This window comes from Microcoleus sp. Z1_B2 (assembly GCF_036700325.1).
GTDB lineage: Bacteria > Cyanobacteriota > Cyanobacteriia > Cyanobacteriales > Microcoleaceae > Microcoleus.
In genome coordinates this window covers 26,396-41,457 of record NZ_JAUBOQ010000040.1, presented here as the reverse complement: position 1 = coordinate 41,457, position 15,062 = coordinate 26,396, and the positions used below count along the sequence as shown (strand labels likewise).

At 46.0% G+C, this 15,062-nt stretch carries 17 protein-coding genes; 10 read left to right on the top strand and 7 right to left on the bottom strand.

Annotated features, from left to right (window positions below; translation table 11 throughout):
• Positions 1 to 83: 83 nt before the first annotated feature.
• Positions 84 to 1,700 carry a glycosyltransferase family 39 protein gene (locus tag QT984_RS21905; protein WP_333374930.1) on the bottom strand — a complete coding sequence of 539 codons (1,617 nt, stop codon included), beginning with the start codon at positions 1,698 to 1,700 and terminating at the stop codon, positions 84 to 86.
• Between the two features lie 316 nt (positions 1,701 to 2,016).
• On the opposite strand from QT984_RS21905, the gene recA reads away from it, so the two are divergent.
• The 3 genes from recA (at position 2,017) to QT984_RS21890 (ending at position 3,794) form a co-directional block, all read left to right on the top strand.
• A complete protein-coding gene (gene recA, locus QT984_RS21900) occupies positions 2,017 to 3,153 on the top strand; it encodes a recombinase RecA (RefSeq protein ID WP_333056221.1) in 1,137 nt (378 codons plus the stop codon).
• A 163-nt stretch (positions 3,154 to 3,316) separates the two neighbouring features.
• Positions 3,317 to 3,574 carry a type II toxin-antitoxin system Phd/YefM family antitoxin gene (locus QT984_RS21895; protein ID WP_333056220.1) on the top strand — a complete coding sequence of 86 codons (258 nt, stop codon included), beginning with the start codon at positions 3,317 to 3,319 and terminating at the stop codon, positions 3,572 to 3,574.
• Positions 3,567 to 3,794, top strand: a complete 228-nt coding sequence (locus QT984_RS21890) for a Txe/YoeB family addiction module toxin (protein ID WP_333056218.1) — start codon at positions 3,567 to 3,569, stop codon at positions 3,792 to 3,794. The genes QT984_RS21895 and QT984_RS21890 overlap by 8 nt, the downstream gene beginning before the upstream one ends.
• 53 nt (positions 3,795 to 3,847) lie before the next feature.
• Here the strand turns inward: QT984_RS21890 and QT984_RS21885 are convergent, their stop codons facing one another.
• Positions 3,848 to 4,567, bottom strand: coding sequence for a hypothetical protein (locus QT984_RS21885; protein WP_333056217.1), 720 nt, complete (start codon positions 4,565 to 4,567; stop codon positions 3,848 to 3,850).
• A 612-nt stretch (positions 4,568 to 5,179) separates the two neighbouring features.
• On the opposite strand from QT984_RS21885, the gene QT984_RS21880 reads away from it, so the two are divergent.
• The 3 genes from QT984_RS21880 to QT984_RS21870 are packed head-to-tail and all read left to right on the top strand — an operon-like array spanning position 5,180 to position 5,911.
• Positions 5,180 to 5,428 carry a hypothetical protein gene (locus QT984_RS21880; protein ID WP_333056216.1) on the top strand — a complete coding sequence of 83 codons (249 nt, stop codon included), beginning with the start codon at positions 5,180 to 5,182 and terminating at the stop codon, positions 5,426 to 5,428.
• Complete coding sequence (locus QT984_RS21875) at positions 5,370 to 5,657, top strand: Coq4 family protein (RefSeq protein WP_333056215.1); 288 nt, start codon at positions 5,370 to 5,372, stop codon at positions 5,655 to 5,657. Before QT984_RS21880 ends, QT984_RS21875 begins: the two co-directional genes overlap by 59 nt.
• A 29-nt stretch (positions 5,658 to 5,686) precedes the next feature.
• Positions 5,687 to 5,911, top strand: coding sequence for a helix-turn-helix transcriptional regulator (locus QT984_RS21870; RefSeq protein ID WP_333036912.1), 225 nt, complete (start codon positions 5,687 to 5,689; stop codon positions 5,909 to 5,911).
• Between the two features lie 264 nt (positions 5,912 to 6,175).
• Here QT984_RS21870 and QT984_RS21865 read toward each other — a convergent pair whose 3' ends face one another.
• The 3 genes from QT984_RS21865 to QT984_RS21855 all read right to left on the bottom strand — a co-directional run bounded on the left by QT984_RS21865 (position 6,176) and on the right by QT984_RS21855 (position 9,171).
• Complete coding sequence (locus tag QT984_RS21865) at positions 6,176 to 7,072, bottom strand: alpha/beta hydrolase (protein ID WP_333312957.1); 897 nt, start codon at positions 7,070 to 7,072, stop codon at positions 6,176 to 6,178.
• 217 nt (positions 7,073 to 7,289) lie between these two features.
• Entirely contained in the window at positions 7,290 to 8,768 is a 1,479-nt protein-coding gene (dacB, locus tag QT984_RS21860; RefSeq protein ID WP_333233116.1) for a D-alanyl-D-alanine carboxypeptidase/D-alanyl-D-alanine endopeptidase, read from the bottom strand.
• Between the two features lie 76 nt (positions 8,769 to 8,844).
• Complete coding sequence (locus tag QT984_RS21855; protein WP_333056212.1) at positions 8,845 to 9,171, bottom strand: (2Fe-2S) ferredoxin domain-containing protein; 327 nt, start codon at positions 9,169 to 9,171, stop codon at positions 8,845 to 8,847.
• 244 nt (positions 9,172 to 9,415) lie between these two features.
• On the opposite strand from QT984_RS21855, the gene QT984_RS21850 reads away from it, so the two are divergent.
• The 4 genes from QT984_RS21850 (at position 9,416) to QT984_RS21835 (ending at position 13,202) form a co-directional block, all read left to right on the top strand.
• Positions 9,416 to 9,877: a CBS domain-containing protein gene (locus QT984_RS21850; protein WP_333056285.1), complete on the top strand. Its 462-nt coding sequence runs from the start codon at positions 9,416 to 9,418 to the stop codon at positions 9,875 to 9,877.
• Between the two features lie 145 nt (positions 9,878 to 10,022).
• Positions 10,023 to 10,697: a phycobilisome degradation protein NblB gene (gene nblB, locus QT984_RS21845; protein WP_333210459.1), complete on the top strand. Its 675-nt coding sequence runs from the start codon at positions 10,023 to 10,025 to the stop codon at positions 10,695 to 10,697.
• Between the two features lie 518 nt (positions 10,698 to 11,215).
• A complete protein-coding gene (locus QT984_RS21840) occupies positions 11,216 to 12,499 on the top strand; it encodes a CAP domain-containing protein (RefSeq protein ID WP_333374927.1) in 1,284 nt (427 codons plus the stop codon).
• A gap of 172 nt (positions 12,500 to 12,671) precedes the next feature.
• On the top strand, positions 12,672 to 13,202 hold the full coding sequence (locus QT984_RS21835; RefSeq protein ID WP_333056208.1) for an adenylate kinase: 531 nt from the start codon (positions 12,672 to 12,674) through the stop codon (positions 13,200 to 13,202).
• A 55-nt stretch (positions 13,203 to 13,257) separates the two neighbouring features.
• Here QT984_RS21835 and murQ read toward each other — a convergent pair whose 3' ends face one another.
• Positions 13,258 to 14,172, bottom strand: coding sequence for an N-acetylmuramic acid 6-phosphate etherase (murQ, locus tag QT984_RS21830; RefSeq protein WP_333056207.1), 915 nt, complete (start codon positions 14,170 to 14,172; stop codon positions 13,258 to 13,260).
• Between the two features lie 236 nt (positions 14,173 to 14,408).
• Positions 14,409 to 14,783, bottom strand: a complete 375-nt coding sequence (locus tag QT984_RS21825) for a DUF3110 domain-containing protein (protein ID WP_333056206.1) — start codon at positions 14,781 to 14,783, stop codon at positions 14,409 to 14,411.
• Between the last annotated feature and the right edge of the window lie 279 nt (positions 14,784 to 15,062).

Sequence of the window (15,062 nt, the reverse complement as noted above, 5' to 3'; positions counted from 1 at the left end):
AATCTAAAATCTAAAATCTAAAATCCACTGACGTACCCTACCGGGGAGTGTCGGGGACGATCGTCCATTTCTGTCAATCTGCTTTAAGAAGCTCGCCGCGCTCGAAAAAGTCTGGCATATTCCAATATCGGCTCTAACCGCCGTTGATTTCGCTTAAAGGCCGAGATCGATTTTTCCGAAGGGCGGAACACTAGGGGAGCCGAATATTTGTTCAGCATCTCGATTTCTGGCGACTGGCTCATCAGCATCAACCGCACGTCTTTGTCGAGCAAATAACTCAGAGAAAGCAAATCTCCCATGTTAGTAAAATCGTTGCCGCGATCGCTAATTACAATTGTATCTTTAATCGATCGATTAGCTATCGCCTCTTTGTTAATAATTTTCGCAACTTCAGCATTAAAATAGCTCAAGTCTTTGCTCCACCAAGTATCAGAAAAAGCGCTGACGGTACAGGATGCTATACTTGCTGTAAAAACCAGGGCTAAAATGACTTGCCAAAACCGCTGCTGAATTTTCACGTTACTGGCGAGCAAGTAAGCAACTGCTAGCTGCACTCCTGGAAAGCAGGAAATCAGATACCGGCTGACGGCGGAACGTTTGCCACCTAGGATTAGATCCGGTAATGCCAGTATCAAAAAAGGTACAAAAATTGATGTTACAATAAACAGCCAAGTTGAACTGCTAGTGCGGCGGCAGATTGTGTAAAGGGCTGCCACAATTAACAGCAAAAATGGCAATCTCAGCAGATAAGTCCAACTATTATCAAACCCGAAGTCGAAGTCAAAAAATAATGATGTAAAGCTGAGCGTCCACAATTTGACAAGATACAGCCAACCCGGAGATACTCGCGTCCAATCTGTCGTAACTGATGCTCGTTCCAGGTTGGTGGCCAGCACGTAAATCCAGGGAATATACAATATTAAAGCTGCTGTTACTGCTAAAAAAAATTGGGAATTAGTTACATGACCTCGCAATTTTGTTTTTTTGACAAACAGCCAGTAAGAAATTATAAAAACTCCGTGTCCGATGAGTGTTAAACTGAAGAATGGGTGAGTGTAGAAACCAAGAGCGATCGCCAGCGAGTAAAATACCCAATTTTTCCAACCCCGCAACCGCACTGCTCTCAGCAGCAGCCAACTGCTGCCAATAACTATGGCTGTTAGCAAACTGTACTGCCTTGCTGTCTGAGCAAACAATATGTCAAAGGGTGATAAAGCCAAAAGTGCTGTTGCTAATAACGCCGCCAAATTCGAGGCGAAAAGTTCCTGAGCTAAAGCGTACATCAAAGGCAGCGACAGCAAACTCAATATTGCTGGCAAACTGCGCGATGCTGTTAGAGAACTGCCAAATTCCTGCATCCACCAACGAGCCATGAGAAAGTATAAAGGCGGATGCTGCGGGTCTTCTAGTGCTAAAGAACGAATCGTGTCTGCTTCTGTACTTCCCGGTTTAATCCGCTGATATTTTTGCAATTGTGGTGCAGGAATAATCCGGTTTTGGAATAGTTCGTTGTCGATTTCTTGGCGGGTGAAACCAGCGGCGCGGATTGATGTGTAAGCTTCGTCGTGCCAGTACAGTTTGCGATCGATCTCAAAAAACCGAAATCCGATACCAAGTAAAATGCCGATCGCCAATAAGTTAATCAACCAGCCGGAATTTTTGCTATTGACAGATGTGTCTTGATGTGTTGTAGATGCCATGCTTGTCCTAATTGTGGCGATTACTTGTTACCAGGAAGAGCCTGGTAACACAGATCCGGAGGCTCTGCCTCCAATTTTAATGTCAGCTTTTCGAGGCAGAGCCTCGCTTACATCGGTTCCCAGACAGAGCCTGGGAACCAGTTAAATATCTTCTACATCTTGGGCATTCTGAAGGCGGGAGCAGGCTGAACCACCCCAAAATCAAGAATCTTCAACCAAATGCTCCCAGAACCTCCAGACCCCAAAAATAACTGCTAACATACGTGTTGTACAGTTAATCAACAAGCTCCGCAAGGGGTCTACCCGCGTACCGCAAATGGCAAAAAGCAAAGATGCGTCAAAAACTTCCACTGAAAACTCAGAAAAGCAAAAAGCTCTAACTTCCGTACTCTCCCAAATCGAGCGCAGCTTTGGCAAAGGGGCGATCGTCCGATTGGGAGACTCCACTCGCATGAGGGTAGAAACCATTCCCACCGGAGCCCTGACACTGGACATTGCTTTGGGCGGCGGTTTGCCAAAAGGTCGAGTTATTGAAATTTACGGCCCGGAAAGTTCCGGTAAAACAACTCTAGCTCTCCACGCGATCGCCGAAGTCCAAAAATCCGGCGGTATCGCAGCCTTCGTCGATGCCGAACACGCCCTCGATCCTACCTACGCCTCAGCTTTAGGCGTCGATATTGAAAATCTCTTAGTTTCCCAGCCGGATACCGGCGAAATGGCCCTAGAAATAGTCGATCAACTCGTCCGTTCCGTCGCCGTCGATATCGTAGTAATTGACTCCGTAGCCGCCCTCGTCCCCCGCGCCGAAATCGAAGGCGACATGGGCGACTCCCACATGGGTTTGCAAGCGCGCTTGATGAGCCAAGCTTTGCGGAAAATCACCGGCAACATCGGCAAATCCGGCTGTACCGTCATTTTCCTCAACCAATTGCGGCAGAAAATCGGCGTAACTTACGGCAACCCCGAAACCACAACCGGCGGTAACGCACTCAAATTCTACGCCAGCGTGCGACTTGACATTCGCCGCATTCAAAGCTTGAAAAAAGGTACAGAAGAATACGGCAACCGCACGAAAGTTAAAGTTGCTAAAAATAAAGTTGCTCCGCCTTTCCGTATTGCCGAATTTGACATTGTATTTGGCAAAGGCATTTCTACTTTAGGCTGTCTGACTGACTTGGCCGACGAAATGGGAGTAATTCTGAAAAAAGGTTCTTGGTATAGCTACAACGGAGAGAACATAGCTCAAGGACGAGACAAAGTGATCCAGCACATGGAGAAAAACATCGATTTCAAAAATGAAATTGAGGAGCTAGTTAAAAAGAAACTTGAGACTGGTGCTCTGGTTTCTGCTAATTCTGTCGCTCCTATTGAGGTAGATGATGTAGATGATGTAGATGATGTAGATGATGTAGATGATGTAGATGATGTAGAAGTTTTGGACGAAGAAATCTAAGTTTTTTAGTCCTCAATTATTACTCGTTTACTGGTTGTTTACTCGTTTTACTCGTTACTTTCGCAAAGAACGAAAGTAACGCTCAACAGCGACAAGCGAGCCTCGAATTTAATTTTCGCTCGGCTTCGGCTCGCTTGTCGCTTAAATGGGTTAAGAGTAGGACTTGCAGGTACAGCCAGTAAACCAGTACACCAGTAAACCAGTAACACAGCGAAAGGAAGCAGTAGTGGAAGATACGGACTATACCATCATCACTAGACGGGATGCGGAGGATGCCGTGGTGATGTCGCTAGAGTTCTTTAATAGTTTGCTGGAAACAGTTCATTTACTCAAATCTCCCGCCAATGCTGCCCATTTGGAGCGTTCTATTGCTCAGTTTAAGCAGGGGAAAGTGGTAGAGCGAAATTTGTTGGATGACTAGAAAGTTAGTATGGACGGATGAGGCTTGGGGCGATTATTTATATTGGCAAGGGCAAGATAAGAAAACGTTAAAACGAATTAACAAGCTAATTGAGGCAACAATCCGATTGCCGTTTGAGGGGATCGGAAAGCCAGAACCACTGAGGGAGAATCTGGCGGGAGCATCTCATATTTGTAAAAATACTTCTTTGGGCTCCTGGCTCCTGACTCCTGACTCCTAACTCCAATTTCTAGCTAGGCTACTTTCATTGAGATGCTCCCTATTTACGAACACTTATTCAGGCATAGAAACTGGCTGAACGTATTGAGAATTAGCGCGCACATAACAGCCTTGTCTTGTCAGCAACCAGGGTTGACCGTTCGCCATCGTAATCGCATTTGCTCCCCTGAGTTCAGCAGCAACTGTATCTCTATCCGCGCGGTAAACTTGTTGAATTGCTCCGTTTGCGTTCTTGCGGCAGTTGAGTTGTCCATCTCGCGACGTGACTCGCCAAGTAGGCCAAGTTACAAGACCATTTGTTGGACTCGACCAAGTATTAGCATTGCTAGAAGTATAGTCGCCACTTGCATTAGGACGCGGTAAAGCTTCGACTAAATTTACTTTAAATGTCTGGCCAATAGAAGGACAATTTTCTCCTGCTTTCACCTTCCAAGTAACTTCGGCTCCCAATTGGCTGCTTCTTCCAACTTGACGCCTGATAATGGCAATATCTCCAGAACAAACAATTTTTCGGCCAGGGCCTGTCGCAGTGTCTTTGAAAGTCCCATTGTAATAGTAAGAGCCTGCTGCTCCTTGGGAACGGGTAATTTGAATATTGCCCAAAAATTCCCGATTGCCTACTTTGGTTAAGTAAAAACCGCTGCGATTGTTTCCTTTTTCTGACAAGTTTAAAGTAGTTTTACCGTTAGGATTAATATAAGTGGTAGCGCTAGCAGCAGCGCACCAAATCAATGACACAACTCCTGTGGATAACAAAATGGAAAGTTTTTTCATAGTAACACCTTGTATGAATCTCTACTTTATTTGTAGCTGTTGGTGAACATATTTGACCAGTCGCTCAAATGAGTGACACTCATTTGAGCGGCATTCTAACGACATACGGGCCATCCCCCATGATTACCACTACAAATTGGGCAACCACGGGGGATTGGCACTACTGCGTAATTCCTAAACATCAACTCTGCATAACTTCACCTTACTTCAGCTTGCTTCAGCTCTCTTCACTTGTATGCACCTGCATCACCATGCCTGCAAGCTTCCACTTCTGACTCATTGCAGGTTCTAATAATTAGCAGCAGAATAAATTTATATACGTAAGTAAGGGAGTTCCAATCACCGCTAAATACTGTAGATTTTACGGGTACTTCCCGGTGAGTCAAGTTGGGATTCCAAACACTAGGGCGATGTTTACAGATAGCAGATTTCACATCTAAGAAGGTTTGTAAAGAAATGTAAAAGCTCCTGAAAGCCAATTGCTGTGACAGAAAGTACGGTTTCTAAGCTGAGTAGGTAAAAAAAGTCGTCTTGATTAAGCGCAAAAATGAACTTGACAAACACAAATTAATTTTCTCTAAAATTAAATCATTGTTGAAGGGAGAATAAATTATGGCTGACGGTCAATTAGGAGTTATATTAAAGATGGCTCAAACAATTAATCCTCAAATTGAGAGCGATCGACATTTTGAAATAGAATTGGCAAAATTGCGCCAACTGCCAGCAGGAACATTAGGGTGCTCAGTGGCGCGGTTTCTAGACAAACAAGGCTTTGAGCCGATCGCATCGGGAGACTGGATTGGTGCGAAACCACGACGTGTGGCACGTTCTGACTGGTCTTTCAGCTTCAACAGAAGATGAATTGGTACTTCAAGCGTTTACTCGCGCTCAAGTATTTCGTCCTTCTTGTGCGATTTTAGTGTTAGTTGGACCCATCGGCGGGTTAAGTTGCGCGATCGGACAAATTATCAAAGGCTTAAAACACGGAAAATTAGCCACTCGGTTAATTAATTGGGACGTTGCATCTGATTGGGAAACACCTTTATCTGAAGTTCGAGAAAAACTCGAAATTCTACCCTTAATTGATTAGATTTTAACTCGTTACCTGATTGCAAAAGTATGCAAAGCAAAAGTTACAAACCGGAAATTAGCCTGAGCCCACGCGAAAGAGCGATCGCGCAATTAGTAGCCCAAGGCCTGCCAAACAAATGTATTGCCAAAAATTTAAATATTAGTCACTGGACGGTTGCTACTTACGTGAGGCGAATTTTTATCAAACTCGGTGTTTGTTCCAGAACTGCGATGATTGCACTGCTGATCCAAGAAAATTTGCTCTGGGACTGATCGATAAGTCAATACGGTTCAGTTAAGCCCGATCCTCCCTAGCCCCCCTTCTTAAGGGGGGAACAAGAACTTACTCAAAGTCCCCTTTCTTAAGGGGGATTTAGGGGGATCTCCGAGGAATAAACAGTTTTAACCCAAGCGTATTGATCAATAAGTAGGGTGCGTCAGATATTAAGAACGGGCAAGATGCCCGTTCCACAAAAATTCAATCTTCTTGTGGAACGGGCATCTTGCCCGTTCTTATTTGCAAGCGTTAATTTTTTTCTATGCTACAGCCACAGAAGAAGAAGAATGTCTCAGAAAACTCAGCAATTCTCGATTCACCGTTTGCGGCGCTTCCTGCTGAATCCAGTGACCGCAGTGAGGAACTAATTTCAACTTAAACGGAGCCGTAATTAATCTGTCTAAACCTTCTACAAGTTTGTGGCTCAAAAACGCATCTTCTTCTCCCCAAAGCACCAAAGTAGGCACTGTCACAGGTTCTAATTTCTGCCCCAAATTCCAAAGCCTCTGCGGGTGAAACATCTGGCGGTAATAATTGATAGCGGCGGCTAATACTCCCGGCTTTTCTAAAGCAGTCTGATAAATCTTAGTTTCCTCAGCGCTAAAAGAGCCTTTGCGAACAGCTTGTCCTTGGAAAACATTGTGAACAAAATCTTTCAAGTTTTGCCGGATCAACAATTCCGGAATGCCGGGAACCTGAAATGCCAAAACGTACCAACTGCGGCGGATTTGATCTAAATTGCTCGCCATTTCCTGCATGAATCGCTGCGGGTGCGGAGCGTTTAAAATTGCCAAGCGATTGAGTTGTTCGGGAAATTTTTGAGCTAAGTGCCACGCAATCGCCCCTCCCCAATCATGACCTACAACGTGAGCTTTTGTATAACCGAGGCTCGCAATCAAACCGCGAATATCCGCGCTCAGCGTATCTAAATCATAGCCGCTTTCCGGCTTGTCGGAATCGTTGTAGCCCCGCAAATCCGGCACTACCACCTTGAAATGACGCGCTAAAGCAGGGATTTGATGACGCCAAGAGTACCAAAACTCTGGAAACCCATGCAGGAGGAGAACGAGTTCGCCTTCTCCTTGAGAAACGCAGTGCAGGCGGATGTTATTGGTTTCCACAAAGATGTGTTGCTGTTCGGAATCGAAAGAATTCATAGTTGGAAAGTTAGACTTATTTTCGGGAAGTACAGAACCCGCCGACTGGTAGCAGGCTAAAACGTCCCAATGGTGTTAATTTTTCTACTTTTATTGTAGCTGCTTTTCGATCCCCGTCAGTGCAATCTAATGAAACTTAAAACTTGTAGGGTTTTGGGGTGTCCGGTGTTTTAGGTGTAACTACTGAGTTGAAGTTTCTCACCTTAAATGTATTGTTTTAACAGCGGCGCAGGCGATTCAATAATAGCACAATTTCGTCCGTTGCCGATCGCATTTTTGCAGTCGATAGGTCAGATTGATTGACGATAATGCTAAACACCAGGGGTTCGTAATTCGGAACTTCGATATATCCCGACAGCGCCGAAACTCCGCTCATAGTTCCGGTTTTTGCTTGCAAATTTACGCGGCTTGGTGTAACATTAAAGCGATTTTTCAAAGTGCCCTTCTCGCCAGGGATCGGCAGTGACTGGCGGTAAATAGATGCAGCAGGTGAATTGGCCATAAGTCTCAAAGTTTGCACCAAGGCTTCTGGAGTAATTAAATTGTGCCGAGACAAGCCGGAACCGTCGGCTAATCTGTAGCTGTTTGGATTTACTCCTAATTGAGTTAAAACTGTTTTTAACTCTTTCAAACCCATTTCACCTGTATCCTCTTGTGGCACAGGCATCTTGCCTGTGAGTGTTTGTGGCAGGGGCATCTTGTCTGTAACTTTCCCCAACAATCTCAATAAAACTTCTGCATAAAGATTGTTGCTTACTCGATTAGTTTCTCTCACCAATTCCGCCAGCGGTGGCGATTCAACAGTCGCTAATTCTTGATTTAAATTGCGAGAAGCCGATGCAACTAAAGCCTGTTTAACAGGAATTCCCTCAGCCGCCAGGGCTTGTTGAAAATACTGCAAAAAATTATTAGCGGGGTTGACAACTGCGACATAAGCTGATTCAGGTTCTGCACCAACTTTCAACTGTCCACTAACTCGAATTATAGGTCGATCGAACTCCCGACCAATTTCAATAAACTCGGATTCGTTTTGGGCGACTGTTACTGAATTGTTCTGAAGTTGCCACTGATTTGCCAGCTTTGGTTCGGCAAAAGTAACTTTGAGAGGTTGCCCCAGAGCCTGGGGGGACAAGAGAAGGTCGATCGCGTTTTGATTGAAAATTAAACTGTTAATCGGCGCTCCGTAGCCAGCTTGCGCGTCTTCCCATTCCCAATTCGGATTGACTGCACTGCCTTGAAAATAGCTGTCATCGCCAATCAACTGGTTAACTTGACTGATTCCCCGCTGCTTCAACTGCTGCGCCAAAGATTTCAACTGAGCCTCAGCAATGCTCGGATCTCCCCTGCCGGCAACGTACAAACTTCCATTTTCGCCACTGTAAACCGATGTCTTAATCCGAAAGTCTGCACCGAGTTTCTGTAAAGCAGCGGCTGTAGTTAGCAGCTTGGCATTTGATGCTGGAATAAAATATTTTTGGGCGTCGCGGCTGTAGAGAGTAGTAGTAGAAGATAGAGGTTGAATCAAAATGCCCCAGCGCGATCGGCTAAATTCGGGACGGTTGGCGATCGCATCTACTTGTGCCCCCAAATCCCCAGGACAAATATCCCCAGCAACCGCCTGGGTTTGAGCAGCAACCGCCGACGGACGCCCCAGAATTAGGACGAACAAACTAAGCGCAATTCCTTGGATTTTCACAGTGCCAGTTCCTTAATAATAACTATTAAAATTTAGATGCGCCAGAGCTTGGAAGTGTCACCGAATCAAGTCAATATTAATAATAATAACGCGCATGAATTCTCGGATTGAACAGCGCCTCTACAGGTTTTCCCTCTTTGAGGTGCTCTTCCACAATCAAGGGTACATCACTCGGTTTAACTCGACAATACCAAATTTCGTCCGGGGTAACTCGTACAGTCGGGCCAGTGGTGCACTGTCCCTGACAGCTAGTAGCCTCAACTTTCACCCCTGCAACTTGTTGAGCTTCAAAAGCAGCTAGCACTGCTGCTGAACCATTTTTCAGGCAAGATTGATACTGGCAAACCAATACACAGCGCGCTTCTGGTTGGGAGTCTGGTTCTGTGGCTGGAGATTCTGGCATTGGTAAGGATTTATCCGCTCTTTAAGATATCTTAACAATCTTGTCAGACCGATCGCTCGCCGGAGTCCGGCAAAGGGCAGAATTTTATAGTGCGATCGAAAAAAACAGCAAAATTCTGGCATTCAAGCTTTTTCCTTCCTTCTACTTTCTAACGAATCCCTTCAGCAGAGCTGCCTTTCTTCAGTCTGTGCCGCCCTTTCCCTATATGATCGATTTAGAGCAACAACTCAATCAACCCCTAATCATGCCAAAAACAGTAGCCGATGTAATGAGCCGCGACCCGATTTTGGCGCGACCCGAAATGCCCTTGAACGAAGCGATTAAAATTTTAGCCGATCGACGCATTAGCGGTCTTCCCGTCGTAGATGAGAATGACTTGTTGGTAGGAGTCATCTCCGAAACCGACTTGATGTGGCGGGAAACCGGCGTAACTCCGCCCGCTTATATCATGGTGCTCGACAGCGTGATTTATTTGGAAAATCCATCTCGTTACGAGCGAGAACTCCACAAGGCTTTAGGACAAACAGTAGGAGAAGCGATGAGTAAAGAACCCGTTACCATCGGGCCAGATCAATCTGTCCAAGAAGCTGCCAAACTGATGCACGATCGCAGTATCCACCGATTGCCGGTGGTCGATACTGCGGGCAAAGTAATCGGCATCCTCACTAGGGGAGATATTATCCGATCGATGGCTGCGGAGTCTTAAATTAGCTGTTGCAGTTCCAGGACTGTATCAGAAAATGAGTCGTGAAGCGAAGCTATCCCGTAGGGAATCGCTCCTTAAATCTCGCTCGCTTTTGGCAATTACCAATTACCAAATCTAAAATCTAAAATCTAAAATCTAAAATCGAATGAGCATTACCCCTGAGTCTGTCGAACAATTGCTGAATTCCGAGGATTTTGGCGAAAGACTGCGAGCAGTCAACCAACTGCGCCAACTAGAACCCGCGCTCGCCTATAAACTAATTCAAATTGCGATCGGCGATAATAACGTCCGGGTTCGCTACGCAGCAGTCAGCCAATTATCAACCCTCGGTACCCAGAATCTGCCAAACGCTTTAGAGGTACTGCTCCACAGCCTGAACAACGACCCCGAACCCGACGTGCAAGCAGCAGCAGCCGATGCTTTGGGCGCATTGAAATTAACCGATGCTTTAGAAGATTTGCAGCAAGTTTATAGCAGTACCTCTGAATGGCTGGTGCAAATGAGCATCGTTGCTGCTTTGGGAGAAATGGGAGATCCGAAAGCCTTTCCGATGTTAGAAAATGCCCTAACTTCTGAAAACGAATTGATCCAAACCATTGCGATCAGCGCATTAGGTGAATTGGGAGATAAACGCGCGCTGCCGCTGCTGCTTCCCTACGCTTCCAATGCTGATTGGCAGATCCGTTACAGAGTAGCTCAAGCTCTGGGGCGGTTGGGCGGTAAGGAAGCAGAGGCGGCTTTGGAAATTCTCGCCAAAGATGAGGTTGAGCAAGTTGCTCAGGAGGCTAAAGCCGGACAAGAAAATAGTTTGAAATCTTGAGATTGCTTTTGTGATCCGGAACAACCCTGCGCGGTTGTGAATTTTGAATTAATTTAGAATTTTTTGTCAAGATTCTACTAAAAACTCTGTTCGCGATCGCACACATAATTCAGAAACCCGGTTTCTTGCTATATTTGTCGTTCCTCTCTTCTGCAAAAATCGTAGAAACCGGGTTTCTAGTCAGCCATCCAGCACGCTGGGTGCGTAGCGCAAACCTTACTAATCAGGAAAAATCTAAAATCTAAAATCTAAAATCTAAAATTGTATTGATGCCACGGGCGATCGCACATTCCTTTGAAACTCTCCTTAAATTCGAGCGTACTCTTCCATTTTCCAATCATAGCCAGCCTCTTGACATCCCCACTTTGATAACAGCTATAATCAAAATAGATAAAGCAGCGGCAGGAATTAATACAATTATTGAATTGTGTCCAGCCAGCTAGCGATCGGGGAAACTATCGTTAAGACGGTAAGCAATCTACCAGCAAAGCCAAGTCTTAAAACTCTCGATCATCCCCATGCTTGAACAACTACAAAATTCAGGTTCTCAGTCCTCGGACATTTTAACAGGAGAGCGATCTGCCTCTCAACTCGCACCAACTTCAACCAATCAAAACTTTATTTATAGAGTTTTAGAACTTACCAACATCGAACGCAGTAAATTAGGTTTGTCGCCACTAACCTTAAATACTCAGTTACTAAATGCTGCGGAAAATCACAGCCAAAACATGGCACTGCAAGACTTCTTTTCCCATACAGGCAAAGATGGTTCGTCATTCACCAGTCGTATTACTGTAACGGGCTATCAATTCTCAGCAGCAGCAGAAAACATCGCTGCGGGTTCTTCTACACCCGAACAAGTTGTATCATCTTGGATGAACAGCAGTGGCCACCGGGCTAACATTCTTAACCCCAATCTCAAAGAAATTGGGATTGGTTACTATTTCTTAGCCGACGATACAGGCACAGAAAATTTCAATCACTATTGGACGCAAGTTTTTGCGACTTCTCTTGACGGTAGTGTCAATCCCGCACCGACACCGACACCAACTCCCACACCAACTCCCACACCAAACACTATATCTATTACTTCGCCAATACCCAATGCTACAGGGGACGGCAGCCCGACGACAGCACCCAAAAATACAGCCAGCGGCGGCAATTATTTCCTATCAGATAGTGCCGATACTCAAATACCGACAAATGCTGCGGGATTGCCAATTTTTGCCCTTTCCGGCAAAGACAATCTCACGGGGGGAGAAGGTGCTGATAGCATTAATGGGATGCAAGGTGCGGATACAATTAATGGTGCCGGCGGCAATGACAGCTTATGGGGTGGCAAAGAATCCGATGTAATTGATGGCGGTGTTGGCGATGATTTTATCAGCGGCAACAACGATAACGATCGACTAATCGGATCTGACGGTAACGATACTATTCGCGGCGGAAAAGAAGATGATGTCTTGATTGGCGGTAACGGATCTGATTTGTTGGCGGGCGATCGCGGGCAAGATATGCTGACGGGCGGCGACGGAAATGATACGTTTATCTTGGCAGGAGGTTTGTCTGCTTCGGCTACTTTAATTAGTGCCGATGTAATTGTCGATTTGGGGGCTGGGGATAAAATTGGTTTGACTGACGGTATCGGGTTTGCAAACTTGACTTTTGAAGCTGTGAGTTTGCAGTTGGATGGAGGCGCAAGCGTCGCTTCTTGGGCGATTAAGTCTGGTAGTAATTATTTGGGAATCGTGCAGGGTGTAAGTGAAAGTCAGCTTACATCTTCTGTTTTTGTCAACGCCTAAAAAACATCATCTCCAGATTCCCGACTCCTCTAAGAAGTCGGGAATCTAACAACAAGAGCGCTTTACGTTGAATTTTGAGAGGATAATCAGGGGGGCTGTTTAAAGAGATTGATTGTGATACTGATTATATCAAGTCTTGCTACAATCTGCATCATTCCTAAGAGGGGTAAGTATGAAAAAAGTAGCCGTGTTTGGCAACGCTGGAGGCGGTAAATCAACTCTCAGCAAGAGATTATCAGAAATCACTGGTTTGCCACTTTACCCCTTGGATAAGATTCAATATCAATCTGGGGGCGCTGAGGTTCCAAATGAAGAATATAAGCGTACCCATGAGAAAATTTTGGCTACTGACCGATGGATTATAGACGGCTTTGGTTGCATGGAAACCGTCTGGGTTCGACTCAACGAGGCAGATACTCTGGTTTTTGTCGATCTGCCCCTATACGTGCATTTCTGGTGGGTGACTAAACGGCTGATTACAGGTAAGTTTATACCGCCAGAAGGCTGGCCCCAAAAGAGTCCGATCTTGAAGAGTTCAATTAATAGTTACCGCGTTCTTTGGTTGTGTCACAAGTATTTGACTCCCAGATATCGCGAGTATGTCGATCGCGCCCCAAATACCAAAAGTGTTTATCACATCAGATCCACTGCAGAGATTTCACAATTTTTTGCATCGATATCGCAAATGACAGTTGACAGTTGACAGTTGGCAGTTGGCAGTTGTTAATGACTAATGACTGCTGACTGCTGACTGCTGACTAATGACCAATCGATGCTACTGCCGATCGCAAATTCCCTTGAAATTCTCCCAAAATGCGATCGCACTCTTCCTTCTCCAAATTAGTCCAGTGCATCATCAAAGCTAATTTTACAGACTTGCCACTTTTTTCGAGCAAAAAACCCGCTTCATCCCGGTTCAAATCAGTCAAATCTTGCAACATCCGCACAGCCCGATCGCGCAATTTCTTATTAGTCACCGCCACATCAACCATCCGATTGCCGTAAACCTTCCCCAGCTTCACCATTACCCCAGTCGAAAGGATATTCAAAGCCATTTTTGTGACTGTACCGGCTTTCAAGCGCGTCGAACCCGCCACTACCTCCGGGCCAACCAACAACCGAATATCAACATCAGCCTCAAAATTCACTTGTTCGACGGGTACGCAAGCCATAAACACAGTTTTCGCCCCCCGCTGGCGCGCCGCCTGCAAAGCGCCCGCCACAAACGGCGTCGTACCCCCAGCCGTAATCCCGACAACCACATCTAAGTTGGTAATTTGACGGTGGGCGATCGCCTCAGCCCCATCCTCAGCCCGATCCTCCAAATCCTCCGAACTCCGCACCAAAGCCCCCGCACCCCCGGCAATTATGCCCTGTACGAGTTCTGGCGGCGTGCAGAAGGTGGGGGGACACTCGGCGGCATCCAGCACCCCCAAACGCCCGGAAGTACCCGCACCGACGTAAAACAGGCGGCCTCCTAGACGCAGAGACTCGGCTGCAATGTCGATCGCTCGGGCTAACTCTTCGCGGGCACGGGCGATCGCGCTTAAGGTTTGGGCGTCTTCCCGGTTGAACAAGTCCACTAATTCGATCGAACTGAGTTGGTCTAAATTCTCGCTGTTGGTATTCACCTGTTCAGTCAGCAGATGGCCCCGTTCTTCCAAATTCTTCATGTTTTTTTATTAGTCATTAGTCATTGGTCATTAGTCATTGGTCATTAGTCAACAGTCAACAGTCATTAGGTGTACACAATAGGGTACGCATTGCCGGCCCGCTGGTTAGCTTGGTGAAGTCGTGACTCAAAAGCTCGAAATTTGCGCTTGCGGGCGATCGGCTAAATCTACTTCCGACAGAGAGGCAATTACCCATTACCCATTACCAATAACTGCTGACTAATGACTAATGGCTATTACAAAAGTCCTTCGAGTCGGCGGCGAATAGAATCCAGTTCGTTTTGGGAAACCTCAGAATCCGGATCGGAATCGGGTTCGGACTCCGGCTGCCACTGAGTCTGTGTTACATTGTTTTCTGGCGGAATCTCCAGCGCCCCCGCCGGTATCAGTTCCCAATCATAATCAACACTGTTACAGAACTCCTTAATTTCCTCATCGTCGATCGCCTCGACAGTGGGCTCGGGGAAATCCTGAGCTTCCAACATCACGCCAAAGCGGGTGGCGTCGTCTTCTGACTCAAACATCAGAACTTTATTGCGATCGCCGAGTTGAATGGTATGAATTCCCTCGTTCTCGGTGCGGGCATTGAAGAGTAAGACGAACACTCGCATAAGTTTTAAAGACCTTCTTAACCACCGTTTTTTTATCTTAGGAGCGATCGGGCGATTTTAGATTTTAGATTTTAGATTTTAGATTTTAGATTTTAGATTTGACCCCCGATCTTGCACGCGCGGGGATCGAGAGGATTTAGGGGAGTTGGAGGACTTGGTATTAGGTCTTGTTGCGTGTTTTGATTAAGTTTGGTAAAGGTTCTTGGACTCTGCCCCGCAGTGGGGGGCGTGAATCTTGAAATTCGATCCTGTGCGTTGGCGTAGCCCCCGTAGGGGCGG